At 67.5% G+C, this 16,595-nt stretch carries 13 protein-coding genes and 1 tRNA gene; 13 read left to right on the top strand and 1 reads right to left on the bottom strand.

Annotation, left to right across the window (positions count from 1 at the left end; genetic code table 11):
• Positions 1-4: 4 nt before the first annotated feature.
• The 6 genes from KV396_RS09795 (at position 5) to KV396_RS09820 (ending at position 4,618) form a co-directional block, all read left to right on the top strand.
• Positions 5-1,312 (top strand): cysteine desulfurase, encoded by a 1,308-nt coding sequence (locus KV396_RS09795; protein WP_247955592.1) that lies wholly within the window; start codon positions 5-7, stop codon positions 1,310-1,312.
• The gene (gene sufU / locus KV396_RS09800; protein ID WP_247623395.1) at positions 1,309-1,767 is read left to right on the top strand and encodes a Fe-S cluster assembly sulfur transfer protein SufU; all 459 of its coding nucleotides are present in this window, start codon (positions 1,309-1,311) and stop codon (positions 1,765-1,767) included. Before KV396_RS09795 ends, sufU begins: the two co-directional genes overlap by 4 nt.
• A 63-nt stretch (positions 1,768-1,830) precedes the next feature.
• The gene (locus KV396_RS09805; protein WP_247955593.1) at positions 1,831-2,469 is read left to right on the top strand and encodes an NADPH-dependent F420 reductase; all 639 of its coding nucleotides are present in this window, start codon (positions 1,831-1,833) and stop codon (positions 2,467-2,469) included.
• 166 nt (positions 2,470-2,635) lie between these two features.
• Positions 2,636-3,250 (top strand): GntR family transcriptional regulator, encoded by a 615-nt coding sequence (locus KV396_RS09810; protein WP_247955594.1) that lies wholly within the window; start codon positions 2,636-2,638, stop codon positions 3,248-3,250.
• A 256-nt stretch (positions 3,251-3,506) separates the two neighbouring features.
• Positions 3,507-3,752: a hypothetical protein gene (locus tag KV396_RS09815; RefSeq protein ID WP_247955595.1), complete on the top strand. Its 246-nt coding sequence runs from the start codon at positions 3,507-3,509 to the stop codon at positions 3,750-3,752.
• Positions 3,749-4,618 carry a hypothetical protein gene (locus KV396_RS09820; protein WP_247632881.1) on the top strand — a complete coding sequence of 290 codons (870 nt, stop codon included), beginning with the start codon at positions 3,749-3,751 and terminating at the stop codon, positions 4,616-4,618. Before KV396_RS09815 ends, KV396_RS09820 begins: the two co-directional genes overlap by 4 nt.
• A gap of 15 nt (positions 4,619-4,633) precedes the next feature.
• Here KV396_RS09820 and KV396_RS09825 read toward each other — a convergent pair whose 3' ends face one another.
• Entirely contained in the window at positions 4,634-5,491 is an 858-nt protein-coding gene (locus tag KV396_RS09825; RefSeq protein ID WP_247955596.1) for an SDR family NAD(P)-dependent oxidoreductase, read from the bottom strand.
• 95 nt (positions 5,492-5,586) lie between these two features.
• On the opposite strand from KV396_RS09825, the gene KV396_RS09830 reads away from it, so the two are divergent.
• The 7 genes from KV396_RS09830 to KV396_RS09860 all read left to right on the top strand — a co-directional run bounded on the left by KV396_RS09830 (position 5,587) and on the right by KV396_RS09860 (position 16,575).
• Complete coding sequence (locus KV396_RS09830) at positions 5,587-6,180, top strand: asparagine synthase (protein ID WP_247623389.1); 594 nt, start codon at positions 5,587-5,589, stop codon at positions 6,178-6,180.
• Between the two features lie 65 nt (positions 6,181-6,245).
• Positions 6,246-6,318 (top strand) — tRNA-Arg (locus KV396_RS09835).
• A gap of 688 nt (positions 6,319-7,006) precedes the next feature.
• Entirely contained in the window at positions 7,007-7,801 is a 795-nt protein-coding gene (locus KV396_RS09840; protein ID WP_247955597.1) for a cytochrome c-type biogenesis protein CcmH, read from the top strand.
• Positions 7,801-14,280 carry an RHS repeat-associated core domain-containing protein gene (locus KV396_RS09845; RefSeq protein WP_247955598.1) on the top strand — a complete coding sequence of 2,160 codons (6,480 nt, stop codon included), beginning with the start codon at positions 7,801-7,803 and terminating at the stop codon, positions 14,278-14,280. Before KV396_RS09840 ends, KV396_RS09845 begins: the two co-directional genes overlap by 1 nt.
• A complete protein-coding gene (locus KV396_RS09850; protein WP_247955599.1) occupies positions 14,277-14,750 on the top strand; it encodes a hypothetical protein in 474 nt (157 codons plus the stop codon). The genes KV396_RS09845 and KV396_RS09850 overlap by 4 nt, the downstream gene beginning before the upstream one ends.
• 43 nt (positions 14,751-14,793) lie before the next feature.
• Entirely contained in the window at positions 14,794-16,260 is a 1,467-nt protein-coding gene (locus KV396_RS09855) for an RHS repeat-associated core domain-containing protein (protein ID WP_247955600.1), read from the top strand.
• Positions 16,261-16,275: 15 nt separating this feature from the next.
• Positions 16,276-16,575 (top strand): hypothetical protein, encoded by a 300-nt coding sequence (locus KV396_RS09860; RefSeq protein WP_247632876.1) that lies wholly within the window; start codon positions 16,276-16,278, stop codon positions 16,573-16,575.
• Positions 16,576-16,595 lie beyond the last annotated feature (20 nt).

Raw genomic sequence — 16,595 nt, forward strand, 5'->3', positions numbered from 1 at the left:
AAGGATGAGCACGTCGTCCCTCACCGCCCCGGCCACCCCGCTGAGCGACGACGAGGTGCGTCGGCTGCGCGAGGACTTCCCGATCCTCGCGAGCACGGTGAATGGGCATCCGCTCGCCTATCTCGACTCGGGCGCGACCTCGCAGCGGCCCTTCGCGGTGCTCGACGCCGAGCGCGAGTTCGCGACCACCTTCAACTCCGCCGTGCACCGCGGAGCGCACACCCTCGCCGCCGAGGCCACCGAGCTCTTCGAGGACGCCCGGGCCACGGTCGCCCGCTTCATCGGGGCCGACGACGACGAGATCGTCTGGACCTCGAACGCCACCGAGGCGCTGAACCTCGTCGCCTACTCTCTCTCGAACGCTTCGATCGGGCGCGGAGGAGCGGCGGCCGAGCCCCTGCGACTGCGGGCGGGCGACGAGATCGTCACGACCGAGATGGAGCACCACGCCAACCTCATCCCGTGGCAGGAACTCGCCGCGCGCACCGGTGCGACCCTGCGCGTGATCCCGCTCGACGACGACGGGGCGCTGCGCCTCGACACCCTCGCCGAGCACATCACCGACCGCGCGAAGCTCGTCGCCGTCACCCACGTCTCGAACGTGCTCGGCGTGATCAACCCCGTCGAGCGGGTGATCGCCCGCGCCCGCGAAGTCGGTGCGCTCGTGATGCTCGACGCCTGCCAGTCGGCTCCGCACCTGCCGCTCGACGTGCGCGCCCTCGACGTCGACTTCGCCGTGCTCTCCGGCCACAAGATGCTCGGACCCACCGGTGTCGGCGCGCTCTACGGCCGCCGCGAACTGCTCGAGATCATGCCGCCGTTCCTCACCGGAGGCTCGATGATCACCACCGTCACCACCACCGAGGCCGAGTACATGGCTCCGCCCCAGCGCTTCGAGGCCGGCACGCAGCGGGTCTCGCAGGCGATCGCGCTCGCCGCGGCGGTCGACTACCTGACCGAGATCGGGATGCCGCGGATCGCCGCCCACGAAGCCCAGCTCGGTGCGCGCCTGCTCGACGGACTCGGCGCGATCGATGGTGTGCGAGTGCTCGGCGCGGGCATCGCTCTGCCGCGCGTGGGGCTCGCGAGCTTCGACGTCGCCGGCATCCATTCGCACGACGTCGGCCAGTTCCTCGACGACCGCGGCATCGCCGTGCGCGTCGGCCACCACTGCGCCCAGCCGCTGCATCGCCGTCTGGGCGTGACCTCGTCGACGCGGGCCAGCACCTACCTCTACACGACCGACGCCGAGGTGGATGCCGTGATCGACGGCGTCGCCGCGGCCATCGACTTCTTCGGAGCACGCTCATGACGTCCGGCGACCTGCAGAACCTCTACCAGGAGCTCATCCTCGACCACTCGCGCACGCCGCACGGCTTCGGCCTGCGGGGCGAGATCCTGGCGCAGTCGCACCAGGTCAATCCGACCTGCGGCGACGAGGTCACCGTGCAGGTGCACCGCGCGGCTGACGGATCGATCGAGGCGATCGCCTGGGAGGGGCACGGCTGCGCGATCTCGCAGGCGTCCGCGTCGCTGCTCGCCGAGCTCGCCGAAGGGCTCTCGGTCGACGATCTCGACGTGCGCATCGCGGCGTTCCGCGAGGCGATGCGCTCGCGCGGCAAGATCGAGCCCGACGAGGAGCTGCTCGGCGATGCCGCGGCTCTCGGCGGGGTGTCGAAGTACGTGGCGCGCGTGAAGTGCGCGATGCTCGCGTGGGTCGCCGCGGAGGACGCCCTGCAGAAGTCGACGCTGTCGCCCTCGGCCTAGGGCGCGCCGACGTCATCCGGGGACTTCTCGGAATACCGGCGGGCGGTGGGCGTTGGCCCCTGCATGACCACTATCGGAATCATCGGTGCAGGACACATCGGCGCTCAGGTCGCTCGCGCGGCCGTCGCCACCGGCTACGACGTCGTGATCGCGAACTCGCGCGGACCCGAGACCCTCACGGATCTCATCGACGAGCTGGGCCCGAAGGCGAAGGCGGCGACCGCGGTCGACGCGGGCGCGGAGGGCGATGTCGTCGTGGTGACGGTGCCGCTCAGGGCGATCGGTGACGTGCCGGTCGAACCGCTCGCCGGCAAGATCGTGCTCGACACGAACAACTACTACTTCGAGCGCGACGGCCACATCGACGCACTCGACAAGGGCGAGACCACGACCTCCGAGATCGTGCAGGCGCACCTGCCCACCTCGCGCATCGCCAAGGCGTTCAACCACATCATGGCCGCCGACATCACGTCGGACGGAACCCCGGCCGGTACGCCGGACCGCCGCGCGCTCGCGACCGCGGGCGACGACGAGGCCGTCGCGTTCGTCACGAAGTTCTACGACGAGATCGGATTCGACACCGTGAACATCGGACCCCTCAGCGAGTCGTGGCGGGTCGAGCGCGATCGCCCGGCGTACGTCGTGCGGCAGAACGCGGCCGAGCTCGAGGCGAACCTGGCGAAGGCGAATCGCCTGCCCTGAGTCGAGATCGATTTCACGACGGGGGGACGGATGCCGCGGCATCCGTCCCCCGTCTCATTCAGGTGAATATTCTCGCCCTGGGATACCAAAGTTGGCGATTTCGCTCTGCGAGTGCAAGACTGCCGGAATGACGGGGGCGGGGGCTACCGAACTGGAGTCGGTGCGAGTGACGCGCATACTGCGCGATGACATCGTGCTGGGTCGGCGCGCCCCGGGTTCGCGACTCGTCGAGCGTGACATCGCCGCCGAGCTGCACGTCTCGCGGCTGCCGGTGCGCGAGGCCATCCGCGTTCTCGTGTCGGAGGGCGTCGTCGTCGCACGGCCGCGCACGTGGGCCGTGGTGCGCGAGTTCACGCACCAGGACATCCAGGACTTCGCCGAGGTGCGCGAGGCGATCGAGACCCTGATCTTCGTGTTCGCCGCCGAGCGCCACGACGAGGACGGCATCGAGCGCATCCGCCTCGCCTACGAGCGTGAGATGGCGGCGGCCCTCGCGGGCGATGCCGAAGGTGCGCGGATCGCGGCGGGCGAGTTCCACGAGATCGCCGCGCGCCTCGCCGGCAACGACATGCTCAACGAGCTGATCACCGTCTTCCTCACGCGGCTGCAGTGGTTGTTCGGTCAGCACGACGACCTCCTGGCGATGGCCGAGGAGCACCGCATCATTCTCGAGGCGATCGAGGCCCGCGATTCCGACGCCCTGCGCACGCTGATCCCGCAGCACCTCGCGAGCGGGCGGCTCGCGGCCGAGCGGCGCTTGGCGCGCGGCGTCGAGGTCTGAGGGGCGGCGGCTGCGCTCGTGCGTGGCAGCGGCTGCGCTCGTGCGTGGCAGCGGCTGCGCTCGTGCGTGGCGGCGGCCCGGCGTTCGTAACTCCGGAAGAACGAGGGTTTGCATCGCGGGACGACCGCTTCGGGCCAGTTCGAGCTGAAACCTCCGGAGTTGTGAACGGCTGGTCCGCCGCACTTCGCCCTCACGTTGCCCCGGCACACCGCTATATTGGGCCTGTTGGGTGTGTTCGCGTTCTCTGGGGAGCGGTATGCGAGGCGTAGCCGTCGTCGTCGGGGGTCTGTTGTTGATCGGGGGAGCGACGATCGTCGTGCTCGCCGACCAGCAGCGCGCGGCCGAGGTCGCCCAGCTCCACGAGCGCGTCGAGCAGACCACCGAGCGTCTCGACGAGATCGGTGACGACAACCTCGGCCTCGCCGCACGGCTCACGGCCCTGCGCTCGCAGATCGCCGAGCAGGATGCCGAGCTCACCGACACCACGGGATTCATGCAGTGATCCGGCGCGCGATGGCGGTGACGATCGCTGCGGCGATCCTGGTGGGCGGCGCCGTGGTCGATCGGGCCACCGCTCTCGAGGCGGAGCGCGCCGAGACGGTCGCCGAACTGATCGCCGTGACCGAGCAGGCGAACACCTCTGCCGCGCGCACCGTCTATCTCGAAGGGGCCGTCGAACGCGCCGAAGAGGATGCCGCCGACCGCGACGCGGTGCTCGAGGTGCGCCCCGCCTTCGTCGATGAGATCGCCGCTCTCTCCACGGCGTTGGAGGGCGCGGACGGCAAGGTCGACACGGCGGCGCACCGGGCATCCGCTCTGAATGCGCAGCAGACGGTGCTCGCCGAGCGGTCGGATCCCGCAGTGGTCGTCGCGGCCACCGCCACTGTTCACGCGCTCACCGAGAAGGTGGGCGAGGAGGTCTCCGACTGGCAGGCGGCGCAGATCGTCACCGCGGGTCCTGCCGGGCCGGCCTGGAGCACGAGCGGACCCGACGGGTACGCGCGCGTGCGCGCCGCCCTCGACCAGGTGGGCGGGGCGGGCGTGGGCCTGTACGAGTCGTCGTCGTGCGCGGGCGGCACGGCCCCGGCCTGCGCGAACAGCGGCGGCTACATCAAGTACCGCGCCGACATCGCGAACTGGAGCACCGGGCGCCTGCAGTGGGCCATGGCGCACGAGCTCGCGCATATCTACCAATTCCAGGTGTGGGGTGCGCTCAACGCCTCGGGCTCGTACCAGTCGATGTTCGGGGGAGACCCCGAGTTCCTGGCCAACTGCATGGCCGTCGTGCGCGGGTACCCGGGCGATGTCGGGTGCAACGGCGATCAGCAGGCGTGGGCATCGGGCATCTGGGTCGGCGCGGTGGGCTGACGGCCGGTCGCTGGCTCAGTCGATGGGTGTCGTCGTGTCGATGGCCTCGCGCAGCGGCCCGCGCATGACGCGCCAGTACCCGGCAGGGGAGAGGCGCGTGAGCACGTCGATGAGCCGGGCCTCGCGGCCGATCATGGTGCGCGCCCGGCGATGGACGGTCGCGCGCACGATGCGCGCCGCGGCATCCGCGGGTTCGGTGTGGTACATCGCGGCCTGTGCGGCGGCGGCCCGATCGGCGATGGCCGGCGGGATCGCGGCGGCGTACCGACCGTGCAGGATGATGCCCGTGCGCACGCCCGCCGGATACACTGCGCCGACCGACACCGTGCTGCCCTGGAGCTCGTGCCGCAGGGCCTCGGAGAACCCGCGCACGGCGTACTTGCTCAGCGCGTACGGGATGCGACCGGCGGGTGCGGCGAGGGCGTAGACGCTCGCGAGGTGCGTGATGTGGGCGGCGGGGGCGCGGCGCAGCGCGGGCAGGAGCGCCTTCGTGATCGACACCGTGCCCCAGAGGTTCACGTCGGTGAGCCAGCGCATCTCCTCCATCGTGAGCTGGTCGATGTCGCCGAGCATCGACGACCCCGCGCAGGTGATGAGCGCGGTGATCCGAGGATGGGCGGCGGTGATGTCGGATGCCGTCGCGAACACCGCGTCGTCGTCGCGAAGGTCGACCACGTGGATGGTGACGGGCGGCGCGCTCGGGTTGCGCGGACCGGCGAGTTCGGTCGAGAGGGCCTGCAGCGCCTCGGCGTTGTGGTCGATGAGGGCGAGGTGCGCGCCGGCGGCCGCGAGCTGGCGGGCGACCTCGGCCCCCATGCCGCTGGCCGCGCCGGTGATGACGGTCGTGCTTCCGGGCAATGTCAGTGGCCGCATGCATACTCCTCGAGGGCGAGCCGAGCGGGCTCTTGCCCATTCTGGCCGAGGCTGCGCGCGGGCGATACGGGTACGCTCGAAGGGAGGAGGTTCCGGTGGGACGAACAGCGGATGCCATCGCCGAAGGCGTCGCGATCGCGACCGCTGCGGCGCGCCTCGCGATCAAGAACCACATCCTCGTCGGGACGATCGCCGAGGACGGGATCTTCGACACCGAGAAGTACATCGCCGACGCCCGTGAGGCGTTGCGAGCGATGGCCGAGGAGTCCGAGGCGGCGGCTGCGAACGTCACCGCCCTGCGCAAGCGGGCGCGTGGTCGGCACTCCGATCCGCGCGGCACGCACGACTACCGCGACCGCGATGTGCGCAACCTGCGGCGACGGGCGAAGCAGTCGAGCGGCGTCGCGGCGAAGCTGCGCGAGATGATGGACGACCCCGAGCAGCTCGGCGCGATGGTCGAAGAGGCGCGCGAGGGTGCGTGGTCCGACGTGCGGCACAACCTCGACCGTCGACTGCGTGTCGAGGGCATGCGTCCCGATCAGGATCCTGACTACTCCCGCATGCGCGAGGCGCGGATGCAGGCGCTGCGGCTCGTCGATCTGCAGGCGCTGTCGTCGTTGCAGCGCGCCAAGGCGAAGCGCAAGAAGAAGGAGAAGGACGCCGAGAAGGAGTCCGCCGAGACCGCCTGAGGGGCTCGTTTCGCTTTCGCGTCGAGTCTCATGTAGGCTATTCCACGGCCCGCTGAGCGGGCTGGGCGCCCGTAGCTCAATGGATAGAGCATCTGACTACGGATCAGAAGGTTAGGGGTTCGAGTCCCTTCGGGCGCACATCACCTGAAACCCCCGTCGCGAGAGTGGCGGGGGTTTTCTCGTACCCGGGGAGTGTCTCGCGGGGACCCTTCGACAGGCTCAGGGACCCAGTCTCTTCGCGGGGTCGCTCCGCCTCTGAACTGGGTCGCTGAGCCTGTCGAAGCGCCCCGCCCCCGCACAACTTCGGAGTTCTGGCGCGACGCGCCGGTGACGGCATCCGTTCGTGCGGTGTGTCGGATCGGATCTCCGAAGTTGTGCCGGGGGAGGAGTGTCTTGTGGGGGACCCTTCGACAAGCTCAGGGACCCAGCCTCACCGCGTCGCTCCGTCGCGGCGCTGGGGCGCTAAGAAGCCTGTCGAAGGATTCCGCCCCGCACGAATTCGGAATTCGCGACGGATAAACGCCCGCACCCGATATACCAAAATGCCAAAAGAGGCGACCCGGGAAAGTGCTCGTGCTATCGCCTAGACGAGGAACTCCGCGTTTTATGACGCGAAAACGGAATCTTTTTTCTGGGCTCGGCGTGTCGCGCAATTCGGCTTGCAATTGCGCGAAGACATAGGCCACTGTGAATCCCCAGAGCGGCGCATATGAGGCGCCTGTGAACATCCGGGGGGATGACTTTGCCCAAGTACATGGTGCGACGTGTTGTCGCGCGCGCAATCGTCGGAGCAGTCGCACTGGTGTCGTTGATGTCGACACCGGTCATGGCACAGGCGGTCGAACCCGCCTCCACCGACACGGTGATCGCGAGCGTCGCGGCCGCTCCGGTGGTGTTCGCCTCGGCGGACGAGAAGGACTCCGACGGCGACAGCATCCCCGACGTCGTCGAGCGCGAGGTCTGCGGCACCGCGACCTGTGCGATCGGCACCGAAGACCGCGACGCCGACGGCATCCCCGACTGGACCGAAGTGCTCTCGTGCGGCAGCACCACGTGCGCCTCGCCCACGGCCGACCGCGACAAGGACGGCATCCCCGACTTCGCCGAGCGCCTCGTCTGCGGCACCGACACCTGCTCGAACTCGCTCGAAGACGCCGACGGCGACCGCATCGGCGACTGGGTCGAGTTCGTGATCTGCGGCACGCGCACCTGCGCGGACGGCTCGGAGGACTACGACGGCAACGGCGTCTCCGATGCTGCGGAGCTCGCCGCCTGCGTCGTGCGCGTCGACGACCTCGCCATCACCGGTGGCACGATCGCCCTCTGGATCATCATCCTCGCCGTCGTGCTGATCGGCGGCGGCCTCGGACTCTGGATCTGGCAGCGCCGCCGCAACGCCGCCGCCACGGCGGACATCGACTCGGGTGATGACGCGGATGCCGACACCGACACGGATACCGATACGGATGCCGCTGCGCCGACCGAGACCGACTCGGATGCCGACGCGGACTCCGACCTCGACGTCTTCGACGAACCCGCCGCAGAAGCCGACACCTCCCCGGATGCCGAAGGCACCGACCCGACCCCCGACACCGACGACTCCACCGAGGCTGGTCGCTGATGTGGTCGAGGTCCGTCGCGGTCAGTGCGATCGCGGCGCTGGTTCTCGGTGTCGGCGCCGTGGCACCCGCACCGTTCACGCCCCAAGAGCTCATGGAGCAGGCCCGCTCCGAAGTGCTGCAGAAGGTCTACGCGGCCGCCGGCCTGAACGCCGACGGTGAGCTCGACGACACCGACGACACCACCGGCACCGCCACCGAGACCCCCGCCCCGGCGGCCCCGCCCGTCCAAGGCGGAATCTCCACGACCACCAGCGCCACCACCCACACCTCCAACGGCACCTCGAAGCCGATCGAGACCTCGGCCGCGGCATCCGATCTCGCCCCCGGCGAGCCGACCGACATCGCCTCCGACGCGCTCGGCGTGCAGGCGACGTTCTCGGGCCATGACCTCGAGGCTCGCGTCTCGCTCAGCCTCACCGAGGCGCCGTCCGAGGCGCAGGCGCGTCGCTCGGCCGTGGTCGACACCTCGGGTGTGGTGGTGAGCGATCCGGTCGAGATCGTCGCGCTGAACGATGCCGGCGAGAAGGTCACGAGCTTCCCCGCCGAGCTGATCGATCTGCCCAGCGACGACCCCGAGCACGGCCCGGTCGTCAAGGACGTGATTCCGGGCATCACGCTCGAGTTCGACGTCGACATGGCGCGCGTCGAAGAGGCCGAGGTCGAGACCTCGACCCTGCGCATCTACACGCGATCGACGCCCGACGAGCCGTGGACCGAGCTGCCGTCGTACTTCGACGCCGAGACGCAGACGGTCAAGGGCGAGTCCGATCACCTGTCGCAGTTCGTCGTGATCGGCACCCCGTTCCCGGTTCCGCCGGGACCGGTGGTGGTGCTCGACCCCGACAACGACGAGGGCGTCGTGCAGACGCCGGCTCCGGCGACCGAGTTCCCGTACAACTGGAACCTCGTGCAGGGGCTCAAGAGCTACCTCGAACTGCAGTGCAAGGCCCGAGTCGTGGTCACGAACGCGGCCGGCATCCCGTTCGTCTCCCGCGATACCCGCGCCGGCGTCGCGGCATCCGCCAACCCCGTCGCCACCGTGAGCTTCGGCTTCGCGACGTGGAACGGGTACGCGTGGGGCAACGAGGCCGAGGGCGGCACGATGGCCTACTCGCGCGGCTCGGGTGCCGACAACCAACTGCGCGACTCGTTCGTCACGCACATGCCGACCTACACGGGGCGTCCGTCGAACATCGAGCCGTCGAACGCGAACTTCCCGTTCGCGCAGTTCGGCGGGGTGCCGGGGGCGTACGCGCACGTCGAGACGCTGTTCCTCGATCACAACTACGACCGTGCGGTCATCGATCAGGGCTTCGGCAGCATCGTCGACGGCACGTTCCGCAGCCTCGGCGGGTACCTCGAGTCGATCGGCTTCGACTGCACCGACCCCGTGCTGGGCGGCTGGCCTTCGCCGCCGTCGCAGGCCGAGCTCGCCCGCTGGCGCCACCTGGGCTACCAGAACTACCAGACCTACGGCGCCGATCCGGTGTCGTTCTCGACCGGAAACCTGGTCGAGTCGTTCCCGCTGTTCGACCTGGCGGGCCCCGGCGCGCAGTCGATCGCGGCGAACCTCGTCTACAACGCGCAGGACGGCCGGCTCTCGCGGGTCGGCGCGGGCTGGACGTTCGGGCTGGGAGCCCGGGCGCAGCGCTTCGACGACAACTCCGTCATGGTCGTGCGTGGCGACGGTGCGTCGTTCGTCTTCGCGAGCGACGGCGCCGGTGGCTACACGGGTGAGGAGGGGCTCGGCCTCACCCTCACCGAGGGCGGCGCGGGCCAGCTGAACCTCACGAGTGACGAGGGTGAGACCTGGGTCTTCGACGCCGCCGACATCTGGGGCATCGGCGAGCTCACCCGGCACGTCGACCGCCAGGGCAACGCCACGACCCTCACGTACGGGGCATCCGACCCCGACGTGCACCAGTTCACGCCGCTGACCTCGATCACCGACGCCGCCGGGCAGACCGTGCAGGTCGCGAGCGACGGCGTCGGCCGCATCACGGGCTTCACGCTGCCCGACGGTCGCACCTGGTCGCTGGCCTACAACGACGCCGGCGATCTGATGTCGATCACGAGCGCCGACGGCACCGTGCAGTCGTTCACGTACGACGCCGAGCACCGGATGCTCACGGCCACCGACGGCAACGGCGTCACGTATCTCGTGAACGAGTACGACGCGGCGGGCCGCGTGGTGCGGCAGCTGGATGCCGAGAGCAACGTGCGCACCTTCGCGTACGCCGACGGCAAGACGACCTACACCGACAACGAGGGCGGCGTGGCCGTGTTCGAGTACGACGACAAGGCCCGCATCACGGGCATCGTCGACACCGCCGGTGAGAAGGCGACGTGGGAGTTCGACGACGTCGGCAACGTGTCGTCGCACACCGACGAGGCCGGTCGCACGTGGGAGTACACCTACGACGACGACGGCAACCTGATCGAAGAGGTCGACCCGTCGGGCACCGTCACGAGCTACACGTACACCGATGGCGGCGACGTCGAGACGGCGACCGATCTCGACGGCGACCGCACCGAGACCAACGTCTACAACGCGCAGGGCCTGATCACCGAGGTGCAGCAGGCCGACGGCACGAGCGTGCGGTTCGAGTACAACGCGGCGGGCGACCTGACACGCAGCATCCTGCCGTCGGGAGCCGCCACGACCTATGCGTACGACGCGCGGGGCAACCTGGTGTCGTCGACCGATGCGATCGGCCGGGTCACGACCTATGCCTACGATGCGAGCAACCGCCTCACCGCGGTGACCGATGCGGCCGGCGGCGTCTCGTCGTTCGCCTGGGATGCGGGCGACCGCCTCGCATCGACGACGGATGCCGAGGGCGGGGTCACCACCTACGCCTACGACGGCAACGGGCAGCTGACGGCGGCGACCGACCCGATGGGCGCGGTCACCGGATACACGTGGGATGCGCTGGCGCGCCTGGTCACAGTGACCGATCCCGAGGGCGGCGCATCGACGTTCGCTTACGACGGTGAAGACAACCTGACGGCGTCATCGGATGCCGAGGGCGGAACCACCGCGTTCGTGCTCGACGAGGCCTACCGCACGGTGGGTGTCATCGACCCGAACGGCGGGGAGTGGGAGCGCCGGTACGACGAGACCGGGGTGCAGACGGCATCCGTCGATCCTCTCGGTGCCGAGACGACCTCGACGATCGACGATCTCGGTCGCCCGGTCACGACCACCGACGCCACGGGTGCCGCGTCGTCGGTGGAGTACGACGCCGCCGGACGCGTGGTGTCGCAGACCGACGCCGCGGGCGGCGTCACGACCTACGAGTACGACCCGATGGATCGGGTGACGCTCGTCATCGACCCGGCCGGGTTCGAGACCGAGTACCTGTACGACATCGACGGCAACCTCATCGGGATCGTCGACCGCAACGGCAATCCGACGCTCTACGAGGTGGATGCCGCCGGCCAGGTGCTGCGTGAGACCGATGCCACCGGTGCGGTCACCGAATTCTCGTACGACGCCGTGGGGCGGATCACGAGCATCCTCGATGCCGACGGTCGCACGACCGCGATCGAGTACGACCGCAACGGGCAGCAGACGGCGATCGTCGCGCCCGGTGGGGCGCGCACGACCTACGCCTACGATGCCGCGGGGCGCCTGGTGTCGCAGACCGATGCGCTCGGCGGGGTCACGACCTACGCCTACGACAAGGCATCGCGCCTGGTGACGGCGACGGATGCCGCGGGCGGCGTGAGCACGTACGCCTACGACAAGGCCGGCCGGCAGACGCAGGCCGTCGATCCGGTCGGCGAGGCGACGGCCTTCTCGTACGACGAGGCGGGTCAGCTCGTCGGGGTCATCGAGGGTTACGAGCCCGGGGCGGATGCCGCCGCCGATGTGAACGTGAAGACCGCGTACGCGTACACCGCCACCGGTCTTCTCGAGAAGATCACGAACCCGCTGGGGGCGGAGACGACCTTCGCGTACGACGCGGCGGGGCGTCAGACGACCGAGACCGGTCCGACGGGCATCGAGACGAAGACGGCGTACGACGACGCCGGTCGCGTCGAGCGGGTGTCGAACCCGGCTGGACTCGTGGCGGCGTACACGTACGACGTGCGCAGTGATGTCGAGACGCTGGTGCGGTCGGACGGCGAGGTGTCGTTCGAGTACAGCGGCGAGCAGCAGCCGATCGTGATGGACGACCCGACCGGCACGACCGGGTGGGTCTACGACGAGGTGGGTCGTCTGCTCGAGCAGACCGACACCCGGGGTGACACGCTCACCTCGACGTACACGCCGGCGGGTCTGCGCGAGTCGCTGACGTATCCGGATGGCACCGAGACGGCCTACACGTTCGACGCCGCGGGTGATGTGGCGACGCAGTCGACGCCCGAGGGAGTCGTCGAATATGCGTGGGATGCCGAGAGCCGGTTGACGGGCATCACCCGCCCGAACCAGGTGACGAGCTCGTTCGAGTACGACCCGCTGGGTCAGGTCACGCGGGTGCTGCACGAGACGCCGGAGCCGGAGTCGGTGCCTGCCGACCCCGAGCCGGAGCCGTTGAAGACGGATGCCGTGGAGTGCCGTGCCGTGGGCACGTATCTCGCCGAGCGGCAGGCGCCGACCGCGGGTGGGCAGAAGCCGTGTGTGAAGACGTGGGACTATCTCGAGCGGCGCACGCTGCCCGAGGTGGAGTCTCCGGTTCCCGCCGGTGCGTCGCTCGAGTACACGTACGAGTACGACGCCGCGGGCAGTGTGACGGACTCCGTCCGAACGATTACGGGTCCCGAGATCGCGGAACCGTCGGTCCCTGACGCGCCGTCGGTCCCTGAGCCTGTCGAAGGGCCCGACACCCCGTCCACACCGTCGGTCCCTGACGCGCCGTCGGTCCCTGAGCCTGTCGAAGGGCCCGACACCACGCAATCGGTCGACACTCTCTCTCACACCTTCACGTACGACAACCTCGGCCGCCTGACGCAGTCGGAGGCATCCGATGGTGAGACGAACGCGTACGGCTATGACGAGGCGGGTAATCGCACGTCGTGGGATGTCACGGGCGCTGAGGCGGGGGATTCTCATCTGACGGCACAGTTCAACGCTGCCGGGCAGCTCACGTCGACCAAGACGACGGGTGTGAATGCGGGTTCTGCGTCGTACTCGTTCGATGGTGCGGGTAATCGGTCGTCTCAGACGGTGAATGGTGTTCCGACGTCGTTTGGTCATGATGCGGCGGGGCGGTTGTTGTCGACGCAGACGGAGGGGCGGTCGACGTCGTATGCGTATGACGGGTTGGATCGTCGGACGTCGGTGACGGATGAGACCCGGTTTGGGTCGGATACGACCGGGACGACGTGGGATGGTCTTGATCCGGTTGCGACGGATAGCGGGTTGCACGGGTCGACGGAGTTGTTGCGGGATCCGACGGGTGAGGTCGTGTTCCAGGCGGGTGCGTTCGACGATGCGTGGGTGTTGGGTGATGCGCGCAATGCGACGGCGACGGCGGATGCCGGGGGCCGGATCACGGATCTCGTGGACTATGCGGACTTCGGTGCTGCCGGGTTCGAGTCCACCGGGTGGGCGTCGTTGGTCGGTAACGACGGGCAGCCGGGCGATGCGACTCTCGGGCTGGATCACTACTACGCCCGTGACTACGACACCGCGACCGGGTCGTGGGTGCAGCCGGACGAGTGGCGCGGGTTGTTGGTGCGCCCGCAGTCGTTGAACCGGTTCGCGTATGTCGAGAACTCGCCGGTCGCGTTCAGTGACCACCTCGGGTTCCTGCCGATCGGTGGCGGGCTCAAAGGTGGCGTCGCGAAGGCGTATGCGAAGCACGCCGTGAAGAAGGGCGGGATCGCTGCGGCGATCAGCAAGGCAAACGGCCCGAAACTCCCGCGACATTCGATGGGAACGAGCGGCGGTGAACGTCCGGGCACGCTGTCACGGGGTGGCGGTGGCCCAGGCGGCGCGATCGTCCCAATGAGTCGCTCCAACGTGTATACGTCCGCAACACATGATGACGATCCCTGCGCCTCTTGCCTGCCGATCAAATCTCGCTTCTCGGGTCAGTCGGACGGAGCGCTGGACCTGTGGGGAACGCTGTTGTTCTTCGGCGCCATCATCGGCATCGCGGCACTCGCGGTGTGCGTTGTGGCAACCGTGGGAATCTGCGCCGCTGCGTCGGCCGCAATTGCAACTGCATCAGTCAAGGTTGGGGCGAAGGTCGGCGTTAATGCCGCAATTAGGGAAATCTCGAAGAGGTACATTCTTTCGTTCAATAATCATAAATGGTCACACATCATCCGAGAAGGGCACTATTGGGATAGGCTTGCCAAGACGCGAGCGGAGGTGGCTGACCTGATGGCGAGGGCTAGAGCGTACGGCACTGCACGGCCTGACCCAAGGGGTCATGTCGATTACCACTGGTTTTACAAGGGGGAAGAGATTGTTGTTCGAGTCGGGCCGGGTGGTCAAATTGGGAACGGTTGGATTGTGAAATGAAACCCGTAAGACTTGTTGATCTCGTATATCAAGGCAATATTACGAAAGCAATTAAGGTTGCTACACCTTTTTCGCCGCAGGCGATATTCGATCAACTCTTCATAGATGACAAACGTCATCTGGAGGATGAGGGGCCCTGTGATGAGTTTCTGCGAGCGTGGTTTGCTTCGCTTAAATTCCCTTTCTTGCGCGCCGAAGCGGCGGATTGTTTCACGAAGGTGTATACTACAGAACTTGCTCCGGTGCCAAATGCGGAATACATCGGCGCATATATGCGAACTCAGGCGTTGCGTGAAGCCATCGAAAGGGTGGTGGAGATAATCCTTGGGCCGGAGCTGAGAGATCTGGAGGAGACTCCCGATCATCCGCTCTCCGCTGAATCTGCCAGGCGATGGCGTGTAATCGGCGCGGTCCTTGCTGAGCTCGATCTCCCTCCCGCAGTATCGGCAATCGCTCCGGACCGCTCCTAGCGCCATTATTGGCTCGACGCCGACTTTGAGGTCGTCTCAGACGGTGAACGGCATCCCGACGTCGTTTGGTCATGATGCGGCGGGGCGGTTGTTGTCGACGCAGACGGAGGGGCGGTCGACGTCGTATGCGTATGACGGTTTGGATCGTCGTACGTCGGTGACGGATGAGACGGTGTTCGGGTCGGATACGACCGGGACGACGTGGGATGGTCTTGATCCGGTTGCGACGGATAGCGGGTTGCACGGGTCGACGGAGTTGTTGCGGGATCCGACGGGTGAGGTCGTGTTCCAGGCGGGTGCGTTCGACGACGCGTGGGTGTTGGGTGATGCGCGCAATGCGACGGCGACGGCGGATGCCGGGGGCCGGATCACGGATCTCGTGGACTATGCGGACTTCGGTGCTGCCGGGTTCGAGTCCACCGGGTGGGCGTCGTTGGTCGGTAACGACGGGCAGCCGGGCGATGCGACTCTCGGGCTGGATCACTACTACGCCCGTGACTACGACACCGCGACCGGGTCGTGGGTGCAGCCGGACGAGTGGCGCGGGCTGCTGGTGCGCCCGCAGTCATTGAACCGGTTCGCGTACGTCGAGAACTCCCCGGTCGCGTTCAGCGACCACCTTGGGTATGCCTCGAAGAAGGGTGGGCTCGCCGCAGGGTTCGGCAAAGCGGTGGCGATAAAATCATGGTCGAAGGCTGGTGTCGCGGCTGCTGTAGGTGTGGCGAACGGGCGGGGGATTGGTAAGACCCTCGGGAAGTCGGGTCCCAGCACCTCGCCGCGCACAGATGTCCGTAATCCATGGAAGATCAGTCAGTACTTCCTCACGAGCATGCATCTGCTGACGGCAACAGGCTGTGACCACATGGATAAGGACTGCCGCGGAGGGAGCGGCAACTTGTTCGGATGGAGCGACGACACCTGGCGCACCATCGGCGGAATCGCAATCGGTGTCACGATCGGGATCGTTGCGACTCTCGCGCTCGTGGGGACTGCAGCATGCGGCGTCCTTACGCTGGGCGCGTGTGCGCTAGTTGTTGGCATAATCGCGGGTGCAGTTGGTGGCGCCGCCGCCTACGGGATGACAACGGAACCTCAATACCGCACACCTGCGGGGTATGGGGGAGCCGCCGCCGCAGGAGGGGCCGCCGGCTTCGTGGGCGGTGTGGTCGGGGCGATTGCAGGGAAGGTAGTGTCTGGCATTGCTGGCGCTGTCGGCAAGGGAGGGACGTCTACCGTTCCGAAGGTGGCGCCTGGCGCTGCGAACGGGTTGACTAGCTCGCAGCAGAAGGCGCTAATCTCCTTGCAGCAACGGCTTGACGAGCATGTCGATAAGTTGAACGCATACCGAGCCAATCCAGATCTTTACGATAACAAGGGGTTTCTCGCTGGTGCGAGCTCTCCAGAAATACGCCAAAGCATCATCGACGGGCGGATTAGGCATCTTGAACAAGAGATTCGGAATTTCAGGCAACAGATCGACGCTTTACGCGGTAATCGGATGCCGCAATGAGAAAGGTGTATGTAAGTGAGCTACGAACTCAATATACCCATTGACGTCCTCAGGCGGTCCGCAGAAATCTTGTTCGATCATCTCGAAGAGAAGAGGGGAATGACGGTTCGAGTGGGAGAAGACTACTTCTGGTCGATACCTGCAGATCAACTTTACGACGTAACTGCGGCCCCCTCGGGGCTAACAATTGGGCAACTTAGTGAAAGCTTCGACAATATCCGGGAGCTCGATACGAGCCCTGACCGCGCAATTTCGTACGGCCTCGTATGGCTGTCAGATTTGCTTCGCGCTATCGGGCAAAGTGAAGTCTCCTGACTGAAACTTAACTACCTTGG

The organism is Microbacterium galbinum (assembly GCF_023101185.1).
Classification (GTDB): domain Bacteria; phylum Actinomycetota; class Actinomycetes; order Actinomycetales; family Microbacteriaceae; genus Microbacterium; species Microbacterium galbinum.

Excerpts from the sequence above, each read along its gene's own strand:
- KV396_RS09850 (WP_247955599.1), top strand. The coding sequence starts at position 14,277 with ATGAAACCCGTAAGACTTGTTGATCTCGTATATCAAGGCAATATTACG.
- KV396_RS09795 (WP_247955592.1), top strand. The coding sequence starts at position 5 with ATGAGCACGTCGTCCCTCACCGCCCCGGCCACCCCGCTGAGCGACGAC.
- KV396_RS09845 (WP_247955598.1), top strand. The coding sequence starts at position 7,801 with ATGTGGTCGAGGTCCGTCGCGGTCAGTGCGATCGCGGCGCTGGTTCTC.
- KV396_RS09805 (WP_247955593.1), top strand. The coding sequence starts at position 1,831 with ATGACCACTATCGGAATCATCGGTGCAGGACACATCGGCGCTCAGGTC.
- sufU (WP_247623395.1), top strand. The coding sequence starts at position 1,309 with ATGACGTCCGGCGACCTGCAGAACCTCTACCAGGAGCTCATCCTCGAC.
- KV396_RS09815 (WP_247955595.1), top strand. The coding sequence starts at position 3,507 with ATGCGAGGCGTAGCCGTCGTCGTCGGGGGTCTGTTGTTGATCGGGGGA.
- KV396_RS09840 (WP_247955597.1), top strand. The coding sequence starts at position 7,007 with ATGGCACAGGCGGTCGAACCCGCCTCCACCGACACGGTGATCGCGAGC.
- KV396_RS09825 (WP_247955596.1), bottom strand. The coding sequence starts at position 5,491 with ATGCGGCCACTGACATTGCCCGGAAGCACGACCGTCATCACCGGCGCG.